Annotated in this window: 27 protein-coding genes and 1 tRNA gene; 26 read left to right on the top strand and 2 right to left on the bottom strand. The window is 47.2% G+C overall.

Translation table 11 applies throughout. The features are described from left to right. Positions 1-48: 48 nt before the first annotated feature. Genes ACFOWS_RS02865 through ACFOWS_RS02855 form a run of 3 tightly spaced genes read left to right on the top strand, consistent with a single transcriptional unit; the run spans position 49 to position 1,125 of the window. Positions 49-231 (top strand): hypothetical protein, encoded by a 183-nt coding sequence (locus ACFOWS_RS02865; protein WP_379762456.1) that lies wholly within the window; start codon positions 49-51, stop codon positions 229-231. Then, the gene (locus tag ACFOWS_RS02860) at positions 197-940 is read left to right on the top strand and encodes a hypothetical protein (RefSeq protein ID WP_379762455.1); all 744 of its coding nucleotides are present in this window, start codon (positions 197-199) and stop codon (positions 938-940) included. The genes ACFOWS_RS02865 and ACFOWS_RS02860 overlap by 35 nt, the downstream gene beginning before the upstream one ends. After that, positions 937-1,125, top strand: a complete 189-nt coding sequence (locus ACFOWS_RS02855; protein ID WP_379762454.1) for a hypothetical protein — start codon at positions 937-939, stop codon at positions 1,123-1,125. Before ACFOWS_RS02860 ends, ACFOWS_RS02855 begins: the two co-directional genes overlap by 4 nt. On the opposite strand, the gene ACFOWS_RS02850 is transcribed toward ACFOWS_RS02855, so the two are convergent. After that, positions 1,105-1,521 carry a helix-turn-helix transcriptional regulator gene (locus tag ACFOWS_RS02850; protein ID WP_379762453.1) on the bottom strand — a complete coding sequence of 139 codons (417 nt, stop codon included), beginning with the start codon at positions 1,519-1,521 and terminating at the stop codon, positions 1,105-1,107. The genes ACFOWS_RS02855 and ACFOWS_RS02850 overlap by 21 nt on opposite strands. Positions 1,522-1,642: 121 nt before the next feature. On the opposite strand from ACFOWS_RS02850, the gene ACFOWS_RS02845 reads away from it, so the two are divergent. The 22 genes from ACFOWS_RS02845 (at position 1,643) to ACFOWS_RS02740 (ending at position 13,716) form a co-directional block, all read left to right on the top strand. Continuing rightward, positions 1,643-1,909, top strand: a complete 267-nt coding sequence (locus ACFOWS_RS02845) for a helix-turn-helix domain-containing protein (RefSeq protein WP_379762452.1) — start codon at positions 1,643-1,645, stop codon at positions 1,907-1,909. Then, positions 1,909-2,184: a hypothetical protein gene (locus ACFOWS_RS02840; protein ID WP_379762451.1), complete on the top strand. Its 276-nt coding sequence runs from the start codon at positions 1,909-1,911 to the stop codon at positions 2,182-2,184. Before ACFOWS_RS02845 ends, ACFOWS_RS02840 begins: the two co-directional genes overlap by 1 nt. Positions 2,185-2,516: 332 nt before the next feature. Continuing rightward, positions 2,517-2,590: transfer RNA gene (locus ACFOWS_RS02835), tRNA-Met, on the top strand. A gap of 81 nt (positions 2,591-2,671) precedes the next feature. Then, a complete protein-coding gene (locus ACFOWS_RS02830) occupies positions 2,672-2,926 on the top strand; it encodes a hypothetical protein (RefSeq protein WP_379762450.1) in 255 nt (84 codons plus the stop codon). A 15-nt stretch (positions 2,927-2,941) separates the two neighbouring features. Then, positions 2,942-3,502 carry a hypothetical protein gene (locus ACFOWS_RS02825; RefSeq protein WP_379762449.1) on the top strand — a complete coding sequence of 187 codons (561 nt, stop codon included), beginning with the start codon at positions 2,942-2,944 and terminating at the stop codon, positions 3,500-3,502. Positions 3,503-3,604: 102 nt separating this feature from the next. Next, positions 3,605-3,844, top strand: a complete 240-nt coding sequence (locus ACFOWS_RS02820) for a hypothetical protein (protein WP_379762447.1) — start codon at positions 3,605-3,607, stop codon at positions 3,842-3,844. Beyond that, positions 3,834-4,259 (top strand): hypothetical protein, encoded by a 426-nt coding sequence (locus tag ACFOWS_RS02815; protein WP_379762446.1) that lies wholly within the window; start codon positions 3,834-3,836, stop codon positions 4,257-4,259. Before ACFOWS_RS02820 ends, ACFOWS_RS02815 begins: the two co-directional genes overlap by 11 nt. Beyond that, the gene (locus ACFOWS_RS02810; protein WP_379762445.1) at positions 4,256-4,462 is read left to right on the top strand and encodes a hypothetical protein; all 207 of its coding nucleotides are present in this window, start codon (positions 4,256-4,258) and stop codon (positions 4,460-4,462) included. The genes ACFOWS_RS02815 and ACFOWS_RS02810 overlap by 4 nt, the downstream gene beginning before the upstream one ends. A 16-nt stretch (positions 4,463-4,478) precedes the next feature. Continuing rightward, positions 4,479-5,204, top strand: coding sequence for a ParB N-terminal domain-containing protein (locus tag ACFOWS_RS02805; protein ID WP_379762443.1), 726 nt, complete (start codon positions 4,479-4,481; stop codon positions 5,202-5,204). 21 nt (positions 5,205-5,225) lie between these two features. Next, on the top strand, positions 5,226-5,558 hold the full coding sequence (locus tag ACFOWS_RS02800) for a hypothetical protein (protein ID WP_379762441.1): 333 nt from the start codon (positions 5,226-5,228) through the stop codon (positions 5,556-5,558). Then, the gene (locus ACFOWS_RS02795; protein WP_379762439.1) at positions 5,555-5,938 is read left to right on the top strand and encodes a hypothetical protein; all 384 of its coding nucleotides are present in this window, start codon (positions 5,555-5,557) and stop codon (positions 5,936-5,938) included. Before ACFOWS_RS02800 ends, ACFOWS_RS02795 begins: the two co-directional genes overlap by 4 nt. Next, positions 5,935-6,219, top strand: a complete 285-nt coding sequence (locus ACFOWS_RS02790; protein WP_379762438.1) for a hypothetical protein — start codon at positions 5,935-5,937, stop codon at positions 6,217-6,219. The genes ACFOWS_RS02795 and ACFOWS_RS02790 overlap by 4 nt, the downstream gene beginning before the upstream one ends. Before the next feature lie 2 nt (positions 6,220-6,221). After that, on the top strand, positions 6,222-8,237 hold the full coding sequence (locus ACFOWS_RS02785; protein ID WP_379762436.1) for a hypothetical protein: 2,016 nt from the start codon (positions 6,222-6,224) through the stop codon (positions 8,235-8,237). 1 nt (position 8,238) lies between these two features. Further along, positions 8,239-8,559 carry a hypothetical protein gene (locus ACFOWS_RS02780; RefSeq protein ID WP_379762435.1) on the top strand — a complete coding sequence of 107 codons (321 nt, stop codon included), beginning with the start codon at positions 8,239-8,241 and terminating at the stop codon, positions 8,557-8,559. A gap of 31 nt (positions 8,560-8,590) precedes the next feature. Then, a complete protein-coding gene (locus ACFOWS_RS02775; protein ID WP_379762434.1) occupies positions 8,591-8,935 on the top strand; it encodes a hypothetical protein in 345 nt (114 codons plus the stop codon). Between the two features lie 75 nt (positions 8,936-9,010). Then, complete coding sequence (locus ACFOWS_RS02770) at positions 9,011-9,517, top strand: hypothetical protein (RefSeq protein WP_379762432.1); 507 nt, start codon at positions 9,011-9,013, stop codon at positions 9,515-9,517. Beyond that, the gene (locus ACFOWS_RS02765) at positions 9,514-9,834 is read left to right on the top strand and encodes a hypothetical protein (protein ID WP_379762431.1); all 321 of its coding nucleotides are present in this window, start codon (positions 9,514-9,516) and stop codon (positions 9,832-9,834) included. The genes ACFOWS_RS02770 and ACFOWS_RS02765 overlap by 4 nt, the downstream gene beginning before the upstream one ends. Beyond that, positions 9,831-10,193, top strand: coding sequence for a hypothetical protein (locus ACFOWS_RS02760; protein WP_379762430.1), 363 nt, complete (start codon positions 9,831-9,833; stop codon positions 10,191-10,193). Before ACFOWS_RS02765 ends, ACFOWS_RS02760 begins: the two co-directional genes overlap by 4 nt. A 243-nt stretch (positions 10,194-10,436) precedes the next feature. Next, positions 10,437-12,221 (top strand): DNA cytosine methyltransferase, encoded by a 1,785-nt coding sequence (locus ACFOWS_RS02755; protein ID WP_379762429.1) that lies wholly within the window; start codon positions 10,437-10,439, stop codon positions 12,219-12,221. Between the two features lie 11 nt (positions 12,222-12,232). After that, positions 12,233-12,544, top strand: coding sequence for a hypothetical protein (locus tag ACFOWS_RS02750; RefSeq protein WP_379762428.1), 312 nt, complete (start codon positions 12,233-12,235; stop codon positions 12,542-12,544). Further along, a complete protein-coding gene (locus tag ACFOWS_RS02745; protein WP_379762427.1) occupies positions 12,541-13,191 on the top strand; it encodes a hypothetical protein in 651 nt (216 codons plus the stop codon). The genes ACFOWS_RS02750 and ACFOWS_RS02745 overlap by 4 nt, the downstream gene beginning before the upstream one ends. Before the next feature lie 105 nt (positions 13,192-13,296). After that, complete coding sequence (locus ACFOWS_RS02740; protein WP_379762426.1) at positions 13,297-13,716, top strand: helix-turn-helix domain-containing protein; 420 nt, start codon at positions 13,297-13,299, stop codon at positions 13,714-13,716. Here ACFOWS_RS02740 and ACFOWS_RS02735 read toward each other — a convergent pair. Further along, positions 13,697-14,140, bottom strand: a complete 444-nt coding sequence (locus ACFOWS_RS02735; protein WP_379762425.1) for a hypothetical protein — start codon at positions 14,138-14,140, stop codon at positions 13,697-13,699. The genes ACFOWS_RS02740 and ACFOWS_RS02735 overlap by 20 nt on opposite strands. A 220-nt stretch (positions 14,141-14,360) precedes the next feature. Here ACFOWS_RS02735 and ACFOWS_RS02730 point away from each other — a divergent pair, with 220 nt between their 5' ends. Beyond that, positions 14,361-16,175: a hypothetical protein gene (locus ACFOWS_RS02730; protein WP_379762424.1), complete on the top strand. Its 1,815-nt coding sequence runs from the start codon at positions 14,361-14,363 to the stop codon at positions 16,173-16,175.

Raw genomic sequence — 16,175 nt, 5'->3', positions numbered from 1 at the left:
TTTCAAATGCTTTAATTTTAGGTAGTTATTAATCTAAAATTTTACATTATGAAAAGAGTAATTGCTTTATTGGCCTTGGTGGTACTTACGTTCACCTATTCTTGTGGACCAGAGACCACTGATGAAACAGTTGATTTGTATGACGCGATCAAAGAACAGACAAAACACATCGACGAAAACGCCACGGAAAAGGACGATGTTCCTGATGGTGGCGGGAAGGGTGATAATTAAGCTCTTCCACAACATTAAAATCCATGGGGCCGCTATCTTGATGGGAGTGGCCTTTTTTACCCACTTCTTTCTGCCCCGAAGGGAGGCCGATATTACAATGGTCAAAGCAAGCATGGCCAAAATCGAGTACCAAATTGATTCCCTGAATACCGGGATACTTTCCGGAGCCGAGGACTTTAGGCAGGGGAAAATTGACAATACCGCCTTTTTTTCATTACTGGACCACAATGGTGCCCGAGCCAAAATACTTTCCCAGGAACTAAAAGAATTGAACATTGAATTTGATAGGCTGGACGCCTATTACAAGGACAGATATTTCAACTACCCAAGCCGCCGTAGCCTCATGTGGTCTCTTGGCCTTGGCATAATCATAACCGTACTGTCATTGCGGCTGATGGTAAAAAGCCACCAAACGGTAGACCGCTACGAAAAAAGCGCTGACATGATACTCAGTTTTATGGGGGGTGTCGTTGGAGCCTATTTTTTTGCATGGATATTGGACCCGGTGGAACGCCTTGATCTTCCCTATGCTTGGTACATCACCCTTACCGTATCCATGGGCGTACTGGGAGCAATCTTGTCATATTTCATAACAAAAATAAAAGTTGACAAGATCAACGAGCTCAAAGACAAAGTGAAGTTCCTCCAACTTTGGATTGATTCAAAGCTAAAAACCGAGAAAAAGAAAAGGGAAGCTAAATCGACATGAGTCCGTACAAACTACTTATCGTTAAAATTGAGGAGGCCATGGAACAGTTCGACAATGGCGAACTGACGCTGCAGGAATATGAGGTAATCGCAAAGGGGCTCTATGAGGAATACCTGCAGATGGGTTCTAAAAAAAAACAGGAGGAAAAGCAGGAGATGATTGAACTACTCCTTTTTAGGTCCTGACCGCTTTATTTGATTGTCCATGAGTTTTTGGGCCATCTTCTCCACTGCCTTGGAAATCTCAGGCTCCATTATCACTTCATGGATTTCAGTTAACTTGTCTTCCATGGATTTCATTTTACCCCTAAACTCGTTTACAAGGTCTTCAATTGAAGTGTCCTCTATTGGTAAAATATCGTTGTCTTGCCTATTTATTCGTTCAAATTCGCTGTATTGGCGCAATGGATTGTCCAATTTTTCGAACATTAGACTATCCACACTGTAATTGTATACTGCTGCTATGTTGGCTAGTAATTCAACTGAAACATTAGTTTTCCCCAAAAGAATATTGCTGACTTTCTTCTGAGTAATACCTACAGATTTACCAAATACCTCCTGCGAAAGGTTCTTGATTCGCATGATATATTCAAAATTATGTTTCAGATTGTAAGCAATATCCAAATTCAAAAATATTTTTAGTACTATTAAGTCTGAATTAGACTAAAAATGTCTATTTTCGCATTAAACAAATTAAATACGAATGCCAATATACAAGAAAATAGCAGAGCCTGAAAACTTTGTTGCCAGCAACATAAAGCTCTTGTTATATGTGAACAAACTCCAAGCCAAGGAATTGGGCCACTATATTGGTGAAAGTAGCAGTAACATAAGTAGTTGGGTCACCCAAAGAGCCATGCCGTCGATTACAAAAATCCAGAAGATATGCCTGTTTTTTAATGTGCCTCTGGATGATTTTGTGACCAAAGACCTACAAGATTCTGTGAACAAGTATAAAATCGCCGGATAATGAAAAAGACCCATGTCATCAACGATAACACACTTCGGATGCTTTTGGCGAAACAACGCCAGGACATCCGTATCGGTGTGGTCGACAGGGAAACCGCAATGGCGATACTGGGACTTGGCGAAAAGGATTTTTATAAGGAAGTCAATAGCCCTGATTCAAAGATTGTGAGATCGAAGAAGAAGGGCCGTTTTATTTATAGCAGCATCATATTGGAGTTTAAAAGAATCCATGGGGTCTCATACCATGATGCGACCAATGTAAAGGAATCGGCATGATGAAAAAGAAAATCGACACCAGTTGACCTGCTCGCCAATGCACCACAAAAAAGCGGGGGTACCACCCCCCGCTCGCCAAATATTACACCACCAAAAACATGGCCGGACGGCCAATGGTGAAGTAATAAGATGAACCGGACACCACATCCGGCTCTTTGCAAAGATAGAGAATTAAAAAACACACCCAACGAAAACAATGACAGAGTGTTGGGGGAACTAAATAGAAGTTGAAATGACCAGTATCGACCAATCGGCCTTAGAGCATATCGCAGCTTTCATAGCGGGGTTTGTATTGGTTTTAGTGATCAATTGGTTGTCAAATAAGAAAAAATAGCGGGATGGAGCAGTTGGCTAGCTCGGTGGGCTCATATCCCACAGGTCGGCGGTTCGAGTCCGCCTCCCGCCACAAACCTAGAGGATTCCGATGGCAAGGATCCAAAAAGTGAGAGCCTGACGGCCGGGAAAGACCGGCTTTAAAAAATGAAGTATGTCAAAATTCTGCAAAGTAATAGAGAATGGCAATGGAGATCAGTTGCTACTGTTCCTTACCCCAAATGATAAAGTTGATGGAAGGGCCGATTATGTCATGATGTTTGGCCTGGAAGATGATGCCATTGTCACCTTGACCATAGGGGTTGTTGACTGGGAAGCCGGTATTGATGCCATCAACAAATTTGACCACGCCCGAGCAATGGATATACTAAAAGACCCTATGGGCTACTGTGAAGCAATTATGAAGTAAACAATAATCAATTATATGGAATCAACAGAATTAAAATCCAAGATCGAGACCTTGGTTGCGGAGGCCAAAGAATCGGGCTCAGAAAATATTGAGGTTGCCCTTTATGCAGGGGACACCCAAGAGTTCTTTGAGTTTTTAAAGCACAACGAACTTATTGAAGAAGTAAAGTTCAGTCACAGGCTTACCATTGAACAGGCTGAAAAACTGCTTTCCATCCTTGGGGAGGAAAACGGTGGCCCAACAGCCAAAAAGGAAAGCACCGGCCCTAAAGAAGAAAAAGGCCAAGAGGGAAAGGCCAAGGAAAAACCTGTTTCGGAATTTGCCCAGAAAATAGCCAAGGATTTGGAACACCGCCGTCAAAAGGCAACACGGGAGTCCCCAGCCTTTGGCAAGAAGATTCCCCAGATAAAGGTGGAACCTGTAGATGTGCAGAATGCCCTAGATGTTGTTGAGGGGGTCACTGATGGATTTATAGACCAATTCGGCTTCCTGACCCATGTGTACAGAAACGCTGCGGCCAGGACGGAAACCGACATTACCAAGATAGAGACCGGACTTTTTGTGAAGTTCGAGTAAGGACCGAGGGGCAATAAAGCCTGGTGTTCATGGAAGGGGGCGGTAGATGCGTGTGCACCCGCTCCCTTATGGACACGAAAAACGCCAAATATTTTTTACACCATGAGCCAAACACCACAAAAAAAAGAGACGTCAGCTGCCCATATTTCGCAGCTGCTGGACATGAAGGAACATTACCCCGACATTGCGGGCAACCTACAGTCCATTATAGTCCACATCAGCAGGAACCTTCCTAACTGTACCAGTAAGCCAAAGGGTCCTGCATATTACAATGAATTCATCAAAAGATTTGAGGTTAGGGCCAACACCGGAAACAACCAAAAAGCAATACATGAACATTGAAACAGCACTAGTCATGTTGGAAACAGTTGAAACATCGGTTGGGTTAAAAGTGTATTTGGAGGGCATACACGTTAAAACGATGCCCATCAAATTTGAGGATGTGGTCCGCAAAAAGCACATAATCAACCCCAGGCGAAAAAGGCTTACCAAAGAGGAAAGGTTCAATTTGGAGGTGTCCATTTTTGAAAGGGCATTGAAATTGGAACAGCCCTTTGTATACAATCTTATCAAGAGAAGCTCCCCGAAAAGTGTGCGGTCCGTTTATCCCATGGATGGGCCGCACTACTTTCTCTTGGAGTACAAGAACGGAAGAAGGGTCAAGTGCCCAAAACAGATATATGATGTAGGCCACAATATTGTGGGAACGTTGCACCGGCCCCAGGTTTTTCCAAATCTACAGACCTCCATAGTATGAACGGGACAATATTCAAATTCTACACGGAATACGGTGTATCCATCGACAAGCGGTTGAGAGAGGGAAGGACAACCCTCCACGGCTCAATACTAGAGGCTGAAAAGCACGCCTCCCAGTCAAGGAGCTACCCCTACCCGGTCTATGAAGGCGATCCCACTTCCAATAGAAGGGCCAAAATAATTGGCTATGCCGTACCAAAATAATTTAATCCCCAGCACAATGCAAATACAACAGACAACAGATTACGAAAGATTTCAGATCATCACCGGTAACCGTTCCATTTCACAGAAAAAGGTCGACCGTATCATCAATGACGTGAACAACGGGCTGAACCTTTTTCCCTATTGTCCTGTGATAGTGTGCCAGGACAAGGGAAAAATGAAGATAATTGACGGCCAACATCGTTTCAAGGCGAGCAAGAAGCTGGAAATGCCCATCCACTATGTGGTCGCCGAGGACATTTCCATTAGGGACATCGCCCGCATGAACAGCAATACGGACAAATGGAAATACATTGATTTCCTCAACTGTTATATCAAGTTGGGGATTGATGACTATAAGGTATTGAAGGGGTTTATGAAAGAGCAAAAGGTACAGTTGCGGCTGGCCCTTGGCCTGCTGATGGCAGGTGTGCCCAGGAGTTCCAGTGACGATGCGGCCAAGTTCATGGACGGTGAATTCAAGGTAAGACACTTGGAATGGGCCAAGGATTTCATCATGCTGGCGGACCGTCTTTTCGGGCCGTACGAATTCTATCGCGACATCAACCTACTCAGGGCGGTCCACAAATTGGAGAAGATAGGAAAATGGGACATCGACATGATGGAGCAGAAGATCAGGTCCCACCCCACAATGATGGACAAGCAGACCACCGACAAGAACTATATGCTGCTTTTGCAGCAAATCTATAACATGAGGAACCGTGAGATACGGAGCATCATCTAAGACCATTTAAAAACGCCAAATATGAACACCACAATGACCCCGCCGTTGGTCGCCAATTACCACCTGGTCCAACCGCTCAGAAAGAAAAAGAACCTCATGGAGGTGCCCAACCTCCTGCAGACACCCGAATGCCTCCACCCCCTATATGTGGACATCAGGAACTGCAGGTATGTCAAATCGTTCGAGCAACGGTTTTCCGGCTCCATCGTATACCTGAGACTGATGTTCAGGGATGCGGAAAACTGCAACCACGTAGTGGAGAACCGCATCAAGTACCTGTTCAGGAAATACCGCTATGTTTTCACAAAGCACGGTGACCACGCAATTGTCGAACTTAAATTGGAGGATGTATGATCAAGGAACTGGTGATACTGGCCGTGTTCGCTTGGGTAATGTTGGGGGTCAACCTTTACCGGCATTATAGGCGAATGGCCATACGTGAATTTGACAGAAAGTGCCAACAGATAATTTGGCAAAGGTGCAAGGACAGTTCTTGGCCGAAATGGTTGGACATTGACCTTAAACAGTATTACAGGGACCAGTTGAAAAATTATGAGAAATGTCGTCCCTCGGAAAAACGGATGATGGCCAGCCTCATGCCCTTGACCATCGATACCTGGTTCACCCCGGACCAGCAGTTCATGTTGTTCGGGATTGTCCCGGAGCCATCATCGGAAACAGGTGGACAAAGAGCCGGTTTTCCGGCAGGGACCATTAAAGAGAAGAAAAAATGACAGCGAAAATAAAATTGACGCTGCCCCATATTGAGGGCAATTATTTTGGAATGGACTGCGAACTTACAGTTAGTTCTTTCTGTGAGCGGTTCAAGGATAGGGTAGGGGTGGACATGTCCGTTTTTGCCCGCGCATCCTTCCTTTCCATCTATATAAATCCCCAGGACACGGAACTGCTCAACGAGCTTGTGCAGTTCTGCAACATCTTAAAATTGGGCTTCCACTACCAGGGAGCCGATGGAAGGGTTTTGATTTCATTGGAACAACCTACAAAAAATTGATTATGGGGAACACAGCAAAGAGAACGTACACCGGCCTGCCGGTATGTAAGGTCATCGAAAAGGTGGCAGGGGTCAACAACGCCGTCACGGTCATCAAATCGGCCGAGTGGCAACAGTACAACCACTATCCATTGAAGGCCGTATGGCCGGTATTGGACAAGCCCGCCCTCTCGCTTTGCCGCCAAAGGTACAGGGCCTATGAGGAACACTACAACCAAAGGGTGGACGAGGCGAACCACTTTATCGGTAAATATAACAATAGTGTCAGTGCCGAGATAGAAAAATCGGAGGCTCCCAAAGCCTATTGGCTCGCCTCCCAGAACTTTTTGGAGGCGAATTCGGCGATGGACGTATGGAGGTACAACAACCTGGCCCGGCATGAAAACGAAAAGAAGGGGATGAAGGTCTACCAATTGCGAAAGGTCCAGCCGTTGAAGAACGAGCACCGCCTTTTCTTCGACCTGGTGCTCCGGAAATATGCGACCGATCTGTTAAAAATGCTCCCGGTTTTCCGAAAAAAGGGCAAGAGCGAGCCCGTCACCATCCCGAAGGTGGACATCAACAGCTGCCACCTGCAGAACCTGACCCATGTCGGGGGGTCCAGGATGACCAACCAGTCCCGTGCCACGCTGCGAAGGCACAAGAAACGCCTAGAGGAAGCGGGGGTGCTGCAGGACAGGTCCAGCCGCGGCCATAAAAGGGGTGTTAACTACTTTGTCAACCCCGAGATAATGGCCATATCCGACGATTTTTCCAAAAAAACAATGGTGTCTGATAATCAGCCTCTTAAAATGTTAAATAGCACAAAATGCACGGATATATACACCCTTACTAGAGCAATAACACAAAATAATTTAAACGCTGTTGACAAGTCAACATCTGATATAACGAAAAAATCCGTAGGGGAAAGCGAAAACCCCGATGACAGCGCAGGATTTTTACCGGTCATGCGTCCTCCTTCGGAGGATTTTACTAGAGCACCGATGGGCAGAAAACAAAAAAAATCAGCCGGCGGCGAAAAATTTCCCGCGGCGAAAAAAAATGGGGCCCGATCGCCCGGGGAAAATCCCGAAAATGGTACCGCATCCCGAAAAGCGGGCGTTGATCGACCATCCCCACAATCGGGAATGGCTGCAGGGACCACCGAAAAAGGGGGTGCGTCCATGAACGCAACGGCAGCTGACAACCTTAGGAATACCGGTGTGGCCGGCAACATCCCGCTGCATAGGGGTGTCCAAGAAAATCCAGGGCAGGGAACAACCCCTGCCAAAGGTGACGGGACGACGATTTCGGCAAGGAACAGTGACGAGCTCAGGGAAAGCCTTCTCCCATCATGGGACTTTTCCGTTAAATTGGCCGATGGGAAGTGCTCCGAGGCCGATATCACACCCCTGAACAAACTGGTGCTCGAGTCGAATTCTGGAAATCTGGACCATTTCGAGTACGTTGACCTCATTCTGCAGAACCTCTTTGTGTATTTCGCCAGGCTGTACCGCTTCAAGACCGGCTATAGGCTCTACCACAAACTGGTGTTCAAGCTATATGAGGATTGGGCCAAGAGTTATTTCTTCTACAACCGGAACGGCCATTCATTGGACAAGTCCACGATATTGGAACGCTACCGAAAACTGGTGTTCACAATGACCAGTAAACGGCATGGGGCACAGCAGCGCATCGACCGCGGCATGTTCGACCCACCGCACATCGAGGTCTACCTGAACCCCCATGCGGCGACACCCGGAACCCTTTTGCACCATTACAAGAAAATCGAGAAAAAGGCACCGACCCTGGACCATGAGATCGCCCAGTTCGGAAAGGGCCTCCGGAAGATAGCGGAGCGCAGCAAGGTATACAGCCTGCACAAGCACCGTCTTTTCAGGAAGTTTTCACAGCACGCCAAGGGCCATATCGACGATATGCAACTCTTTCAGTATGCCAACGACAACCTGCCATCGGAGCTCAAACGGGATTTTGACCTGCACTGGACGGTGTTCATCAACAACAAAAACCAAAAATGATATGGAATTTTACATCAACATCTTTTGTTACACCTGCACTTTCTTCTTCGTGATGATCATGCTCTATTCCTTTGTCCTGAAACCAATTCTGGACAAAAAAAGGGACTATGACCAAGTTACGGAGGCGATAGCCGACAAGCGCAGCCCAATGCGGTACTATAAGTACCATTACAACGGCCATCTGTACTTCGAGGCCCCCAACCAGAAATCGGCATCCAGGCTTTTCAAGGCATTCGAGGCACAGCAGCGAAAGTTCGGGAAGATGTACACCAATGGCCACAAGGTAAAGGCCGCTGAAAAGAGCAAATTGAAAAAGGTTTGACACCACTTACAACGCCAAATATTGAACCACTATGAAAAAAGCATCGAAACAACAGGAACTGGATTTTGACCGGGCCGAAATGCTCAGGGACAAAGGGATAAAGCAGGCCGTGGACCACGCCGATTCAACCATCGACAATTGGTCGGAGAGGGCTTTCAATTTTATGAGGAACTACCTGACCACCACAAAGGAGTTCATGGTCGAACAGGTAAGGGAGGCATCCAAGGGAAAAGTTCCGGATCCGCCCAGTAACAGGGCCTGGGGCGCAATAGTTCTACGCGCACGAAAAATGGGACTTGTCCGCAGGAAGGGTTATGGCAGGACCAAGAACGTAAGGGCACACTCCACCCCCGCCACGATATGGGAGGTGGTTTGACCAAATACCAAGGCCCACACCCATCTATATCGGGATATGGTCCAAAAAATCACTAACGCCAAATATGACACCACAATGAAAAAAATCAGATTTATTTTGTTATTGGCCCCTCTTTGGGCCACCGCACAGCTGCACATGAACATTGGTGTGGCCGATGTATCCCAGCGGATGGACGGGAACACCAGCGCATGGAGCGTTGGGCTGTCCCATTTTTTGGAAAACAACATCGGAATCTCCGGAAACGTCAGGTACACCCTTTTGAACACCGACAATTATTACACAGGCGAGTTCTATGTAAAGTACCGTTTCGGTGAAAGAAGGCACCGTTTTGAGATCGGTCCAGGGATGGGCTACAATGTCGATGATGGGGACATACACCCCATAGTCCACATAAGGAACAGTTTTCGGGTCGGCCGAGACCTATGGTTGACCGTTGATTTCGACAACGCCATACGGCGGGGATACCTAGATGGGGAGGCAACCTTTACCAAGGCAAGGCGCGAGACCTATTTCATGTTCGGGCTTTCCATGGATATTGACTATTCGATTTTTGAACGTGAACCCAAAAGACCAAAAAAATGAACAGAAGCACCAAAAAGCCTAGTAAGCGATGTACCTGCGGCAACCAGAAAAGGGACCACGAGAGTTGTCCCAACTGCAGCCGGTACAAAATGGTTTTCCTGTTGCGGGACCCCAACAGCCCCTATAAGGTGCGGGACCCAAAGGGGAATTTGGTGAATCCTGTGTTTTGGTCCTTTTTGAAAGAGGATAAAAAGCCGTTGGAGGCCATCAAGAAAAATATGTTGGAAAGGGCCAGAAAGAGGCCAATCTTCAACCATTGCAACAAGATAGGTCTCTATGACCGTATGGGCAACCAATTAGAAATGATCACGGTATGATTAAGCACGACATCACGATTGACAAAATGAGCACCGAGTATTTCAGGACCCTCTCCTGGGCCTTGGAAAGGTATGGGGCCATACTCAACGACCTGGGTGCGCGCGCCCCAATGTCCAATGAGGCAAAGGATCATAGTATTTGTTTGGAGGTGTACTTCAAGTTGGAGCCAAAGGTTTCCAAAAGGGAACTTTCAAAACCATTGGCTGACAGGGAAAGACAGAACAAGAGCCTAAAAGTACCTGTACACGCCGGAATAGTGATCATCGACGCCCTGCACCAGGTGAACGGGGAAAGGGACTTTTCCCAGACCCCTGCCATGGAACATATAAAGGAACAGATTTCAAAACAATTGCTTTAAGATTAAAAAAACACTACTTAATGGAAAAACTCAAAAAATTGAACACCACAGAATCAATAGACCAATGAAATTCCCGGAACATAAATACAGGGGGTTCAAAATCCAGTATTTTGATTTTGGGCAACACAAGGTTACTCGTCCGGATGGATATGTTTTCTGGACTTCTAATTTTGAGGTGTTCAGACGTGAAATCAAAAATTTTGACAAAACCAATTATTAAACGCCAAATAATACACCACTTTTATGAAGATTTATTGGATTGACCTGTTCTGCGGTGCCGGAGGAACCACAACGGGAATACACCTATCGAAAGCAAATGCCAGCGTCATCGCTTGCGTGAACCATGACCAAATGGCCATTGATAGCCATAAGGAAAACCACCCCGACTGTCTGCACCTCACCGAGGATGTAAGGGACAAAAAAGTTGTTGCCACCCTGGGGAGGCTTGTCTCGAAACTACGGGTACAAGATCCGGACTGCCACATCAACCTATGGGCATCGTTGGAGTGCACAAATTACTCCAAGGCAAAAGGGGGCCTGCCCAGAGATGCGGACAGCAGGACCTTGGCCGAAAGTCTTTTTATGTACGTGGAGGAACTTCAACCGGACTATATATTTATCGAGAACGTCAGGGAGTTCATGGCGTGGGGCCCATTGGATGAAAATGGCCGCCCCGTGTCAAGAAAAAACGGCAAGGACTACGTGAAATGGTGCAATCGGATACAGGGGTTTGGGTACAACTATGATTTCAGGTTGTTGAACGCCGCGGATTATGGGGCGTATACTTCAAGGCTCAGGTACTTCGGCCAATTTGCCAAAAAGGACCTTCCCATAGGTTGGCCATTGCCCACGCACGCCAAAGAACTTCCGGAGAGCGAAGGAATGTTTCCCAATAAATTGAAGAAATGGAGGCCAGTCAAGGAAGTTTTGGACTTGGATGACGAAGGGAGTTCCATTTTCGAGCGTAAGAAGCCGCTTTCAGAAAACACCTTGAAACGGATTTATGCCGGATTGGTCAAGTTTGTGGCTAACGGTGACGAAGAATTTACCAAAGTGTACAATTCAGGAAACGACTTTCAAAGGGTCAAGTCGATGGATGAACCCATTGGGAGTGTGACCACCCAAAACAGCCATGCCAAGGTAAAGGCAATTTTCCTTAGTACCTATTACGGTAACGGTGGATTACACGGGGTGGAGGGACCAAGCCCAACGGTAACCACAAAGGACAGGGTGGCCAAGGTGGAAGCGAACTTCCTTTTGGACTACCAGTACAAATCCAATGCCCATTCATTGGAGAGACCATGCCCCACCATTGTGACCAAGGATAAACTTGCCCAGGTAACACCCCATTTTCTGGTCAACAGTTATTCGGGAGGTGGCCAGCATACCGATATCCACGGTCCTGCACCCTCAATCCTGACCAACCCAAAGTCCAATCTTGCCACCTGTAACTTTATGGACCAACAATTCGGGAAGTCTACCCCCAGCGACATCAACGGCCCATCCGGAGCGTTGACCACCAATCCAAAAATGAACCTGGTAAGTGCCAAACCATGGATAATGGACACAAATTTCGCAAACATTGGGTCGGATGTCGATGGCCCCAATAGGACAATAACAGCTTCAAGGCACCATCACTATCTGGTCAACCCACAGTTCCAGTCCAAGGGGGCCAGTGTCGAGGAACCATGCCCCACAATCATCGCAAGGCAGGACAAGAAACCACTTTCCATGATCAATTGTCGGGAGTCCTCCGGTTTTGGGGTTATAGTTTTCCATGGCGACAGTGAAATGACGGTCAAGATTAAATATTTCATGGCATACCATGGACTTGTGGACATCAAAATGAGGATGTTGAAGATACCCGAGCTCTTGAAGATTCAAGGGTTTCCGAAGGGGTACAAATTGAAGGGAACCAAGACGGACCAAAAAAAGTTCATCGGCAACGCCGTTGTTCCCTTGATTGCCCAAAGTCTTGTTGAGAGCAACTATTCGACAATAAAGAAACATTTGGAAAAAGCCGCCTAAAACTGAAAAATATGGAGGAAACAAAAATTGAGGTAATAAAATTCCTGGAAGCCAGACTTCCAAACAAAAGGATTTCGGTTTATCTATTGGACATCAATGGAGAGAAATGTTTTGATGTCGTCACCAGGACATTGGTGGATTTCAGGACAAGGAACATAATCAGAACGGACAACAGGTATTCCGTGGAAACCTTTTTGGTAATGTCCGAAATGTTCGACCATTTCACATCCAATCCTGAGATAACGAACAAAATACTGGTTAGGGAGGTAGCCAGGATAAACAAGGTAACTGCAAAAGGAAATCTAAATATTATGAGACAATGAAAACATCACCAATGTTGTACAAGCCCGAAATGGTCAGCGGGATACTAAAAAAAATCAAGACCGAGACACGTAGGACGAACGGGTTGAGGGAGATCAACCAAAATCCGGACGATTGGGATTTCTGCACAATGTCAATAAAGGAACTGCGCGCCAATTTCGTCAGAAAGGGGACCGGCGAAGTCAGGGAAATAAGGATGCCCTACGGCCATATAGGGGATGTGATATGGGTCAGGGAAACTTGGCAATACGATTGTCATTGGACCCAGGGAGCAGGAGATTTTGTATACAAAGCCGACAATCCTACAAAATCATTGATGTTGAATGATGAATGGAAACCCTCCATCCACATGCCCAAGGATGCCTGCAGACTGTTTTTGAGGGTTTTGGATGTCCGGATTGAACGGCTCCATGATATTTCCAATGAAAGTGCAATCGCTGAGGGTATTGCTAAACATGCGTTCGCCCCTGGGTATAAAAATTACATTAACCCATCTAAGTTTCTAGCTTTTGGTGATTTTGATTCCGCAAGGACAAGTTTCTTCTCCCTATGGATTTCCATAAATGGAGAAAGCTCATTTGATGCCAACCCATGGGTATGGGTGTACAGTTTTGAGATCACCGATAAGCCAAAAGACTTTTTGAAATGATAAGTGACGCGCAGGCCATCGGGATTGTATTGGCCATATACCTTTTGATCATGGCTTACATGGCCACCATTCTCTACGAAATATTCACCGACAACGACCTATAACATGGAAAATAAGACCCAAAGACACTTCACCCAGAGCATGGACAATTTGTTGGACATCATTGCCCAACACCTAAACGTTGAAAAATCCGCGATACTTTCCGATTGTCAAAAGGAGCGGACCATTTACGCCAGGCACACGGCCTCCTACGTGGCCTATGAGCTCAACTATGGCAGCTTGAAGGAAATAGGTCGGCACCTGGACCGGAACCACGCCTCAATATTGAACGGAAAGAAAAGAATAGTGCAGTGGCTCACCTACGATAAGAAGCTCAGAAGGGACATCAATGCCATCATGACCAAGGCCCTTGTCCCCGACCAAGTGTCAATGTTGAAATATGTTTTGGGACTTGTGCCCTTGGAAAGGTTGCCGGATTTTTTGGAACACGCCAAGGAATATGCCCTCACCGAGCCGGTTGGGTGACCGGCTCCCCGATCGATCTCAAAAACTCCATTACCTCATTGCTGTGCAGTATCTTCTTGCTGCGGACATCCTTGAAACCGAGCCCACGGCTCTCCATCATTATCCTGATAATGTTCCTTCTCAGGACCAACCCACTGAGATAGGGCACCTTTATCGATAGGTCAAAACGGGTCAGCCGACTGCTCCCAATCGTGACCGGCTTCCCAAAGGGCTCCAACGGCTCCCCTATCTTTTCCAACATTTTCACCACTTCATCGCTCCTGAGATATTTTATCTGGTTGGCATCCGACAGTGGAATATTGCGGGTGTCGGCCACAATGGCATTTATGTACATGGAGAACTCCCTTCTGGCAAAGGGCTTCAATTTCTTCAACAGTTTCTTTTTGGATGTCCTGTAACTGGTATAGGATATTGGATGTGGCATGGCGGTGAATATTTGGCTTTGTACGGTATTCAAAATTATACCAAAAAACCGAACAACCGAACCATTAACCGATTTACCCACCGATAATCTTCAACAACCCCGCCATTAACCCAACGACCCTGCACCCCAATAACCCAGTGTTGGCCATGTTTGTTTCCATAATTCTGGCGAAAAGTGGTAAAAGCATTGTTGTTAGGGTCAAGGTGTCATCTCAGGCACCTTGTCCTATACCACAAAAACCGGAAAGGTCATTGAAATTTTGGGAATGGAACAGGTCGACAAAGCATTGAGAAGGGGCATTCTGCCGGGCACCAAGTACGAAAAATACTTCAAGGGCTCGGATTGTGAGCTCACCAGCTTCGGTAGGGGCGACACCTTTTTGACCATCCGGAAAATGAAGGAATGGGCCGAAAGGTACACTGGCCACACAAGGGATTTTGCCCTTGGGGAACTGGCCGGACTTCCAATGGAGAACATCGTCGACAGAATCCACAATTTCCTGTACTGGCATTTCCAGTATAGGATGGACGGGGAGAAGCAATACCTGAAAAGCCCGAACTGTGCCTGGAAGACCAGAGCTCAGGGGATAGACTGCAAGAGCTACAGCATCATTGCCAGTACGATCCTGAACAACCTGGGCATCAAGCACTATTTCAGGAAGGTAAGGCAGCCAAACCCGAATTGGCCCAGTGGTGGTATCGACCCCACATTATGGAGCCATGTCTATGTGATCGTTCCCAAGGACCAAAAAAGATTGACGGTCCGCAGGCCCAGTGAATATTGGGTCATTGATGCTACCGTCCTGAGCAATAGGGAGGTTCCCTATCTCGAAAAACGTGAGGAATTGATGAGCAGAGTATCGTTACCACAGTATGGATTGGCGGCCCCCGGATTGAAGGGGTGCTCATGTGTCCAGAAAAAAAAGCCCATTGTAAAGACCTATGAGGTCGTATCACCGCGAACAAAGTCCGGGGTACAGACGCGTTCGGTCATTGGGATGGCAGCTGCGGTGCCGAGCGGTGAAAGGGAACTTTTCATGCGCGCCATCGAAAGGTTCCAGTTGTTCCTGGCCGACCTTGTTGTCAACAAGGGACTGCCCGTATCGGCGGCCAACCGTGCCACCGAGCGTTTCGCAAAATTTGTTGAGGCGGGAATTGAGCCCACGATAAAGGACCTTTTTGCGATCCCATTGAACTCGAAAGAGGCCAAGGGCCTTGGTGTCACCATTACGGCACCTGTGCTGACCAGCACCAGCCAACTCCCAAGGACAAGCGGGTATTTCAATGCGACATCCACCACTGTAGGAAAGGCCGCGGGAGCGGTACCGGTCGTCGGACAGGCCCTCTCCCTTATCACATCGATAGTCCCCAAGGACATATACAACAAGACTTTTGGCGCATTGTTCGCAAACGGCTTCAAATTCAAATGTTGGGGCGCGTCCAGGAACCCTGCAATGGCGGAGAAAATGCTTGCAGAGAGGGTCCCGGAAATGAAGAACAGGGCGCAGCAGATTCTGTTGGGCTCCATCGAGAATTTTGAAAGGGCGGTCAACGACTATATGGTGTACGCCCATGGGGTGGACATCAAGGGAAGATGGTGGCTCGAACAGGGTGGCGCAAGGGACTGCACCCGTGATGGGTTGAAGGTATCGGTCGGTGGCTTCAACAGGGTCATATCCGAAGTTATCGAGGCGTTCAAGCAACATGCAAGAACACTGGGCCATGACCTACAGCAAATCGGTACGCGCACCCATACCTATGCCGCGGACCCAAAGATCGACCAACCGGTGGTCAATTACCAGATACCGAATTTCAGGTTGGTGCTGAACAGGTACCCGACCCAAAACAATACCCCGACCAACTCCAACAATGACATTTCGGATTCATACGTCGACAAGAACGGCAAGGTGAATTTTGGAGGAAGCACCGGTCCATCCAAGGCAGGTTTCGGCCTGTTGGCAGGGGGGGCACTAGCGGCCCTTGCGATAAGCGCACTGGTAACGGGAGAAAATCCAATAAAGTTAAACAGTAAATAA

It is taken from the genome of Flagellimonas marina, assembly GCF_042651185.1.
Lineage (GTDB): Bacteria > Bacteroidota > Bacteroidia > Flavobacteriales > Flavobacteriaceae > Flagellimonas > Flagellimonas marina.
This window is presented reverse-complemented; position numbering and strand designations above follow the sequence as displayed.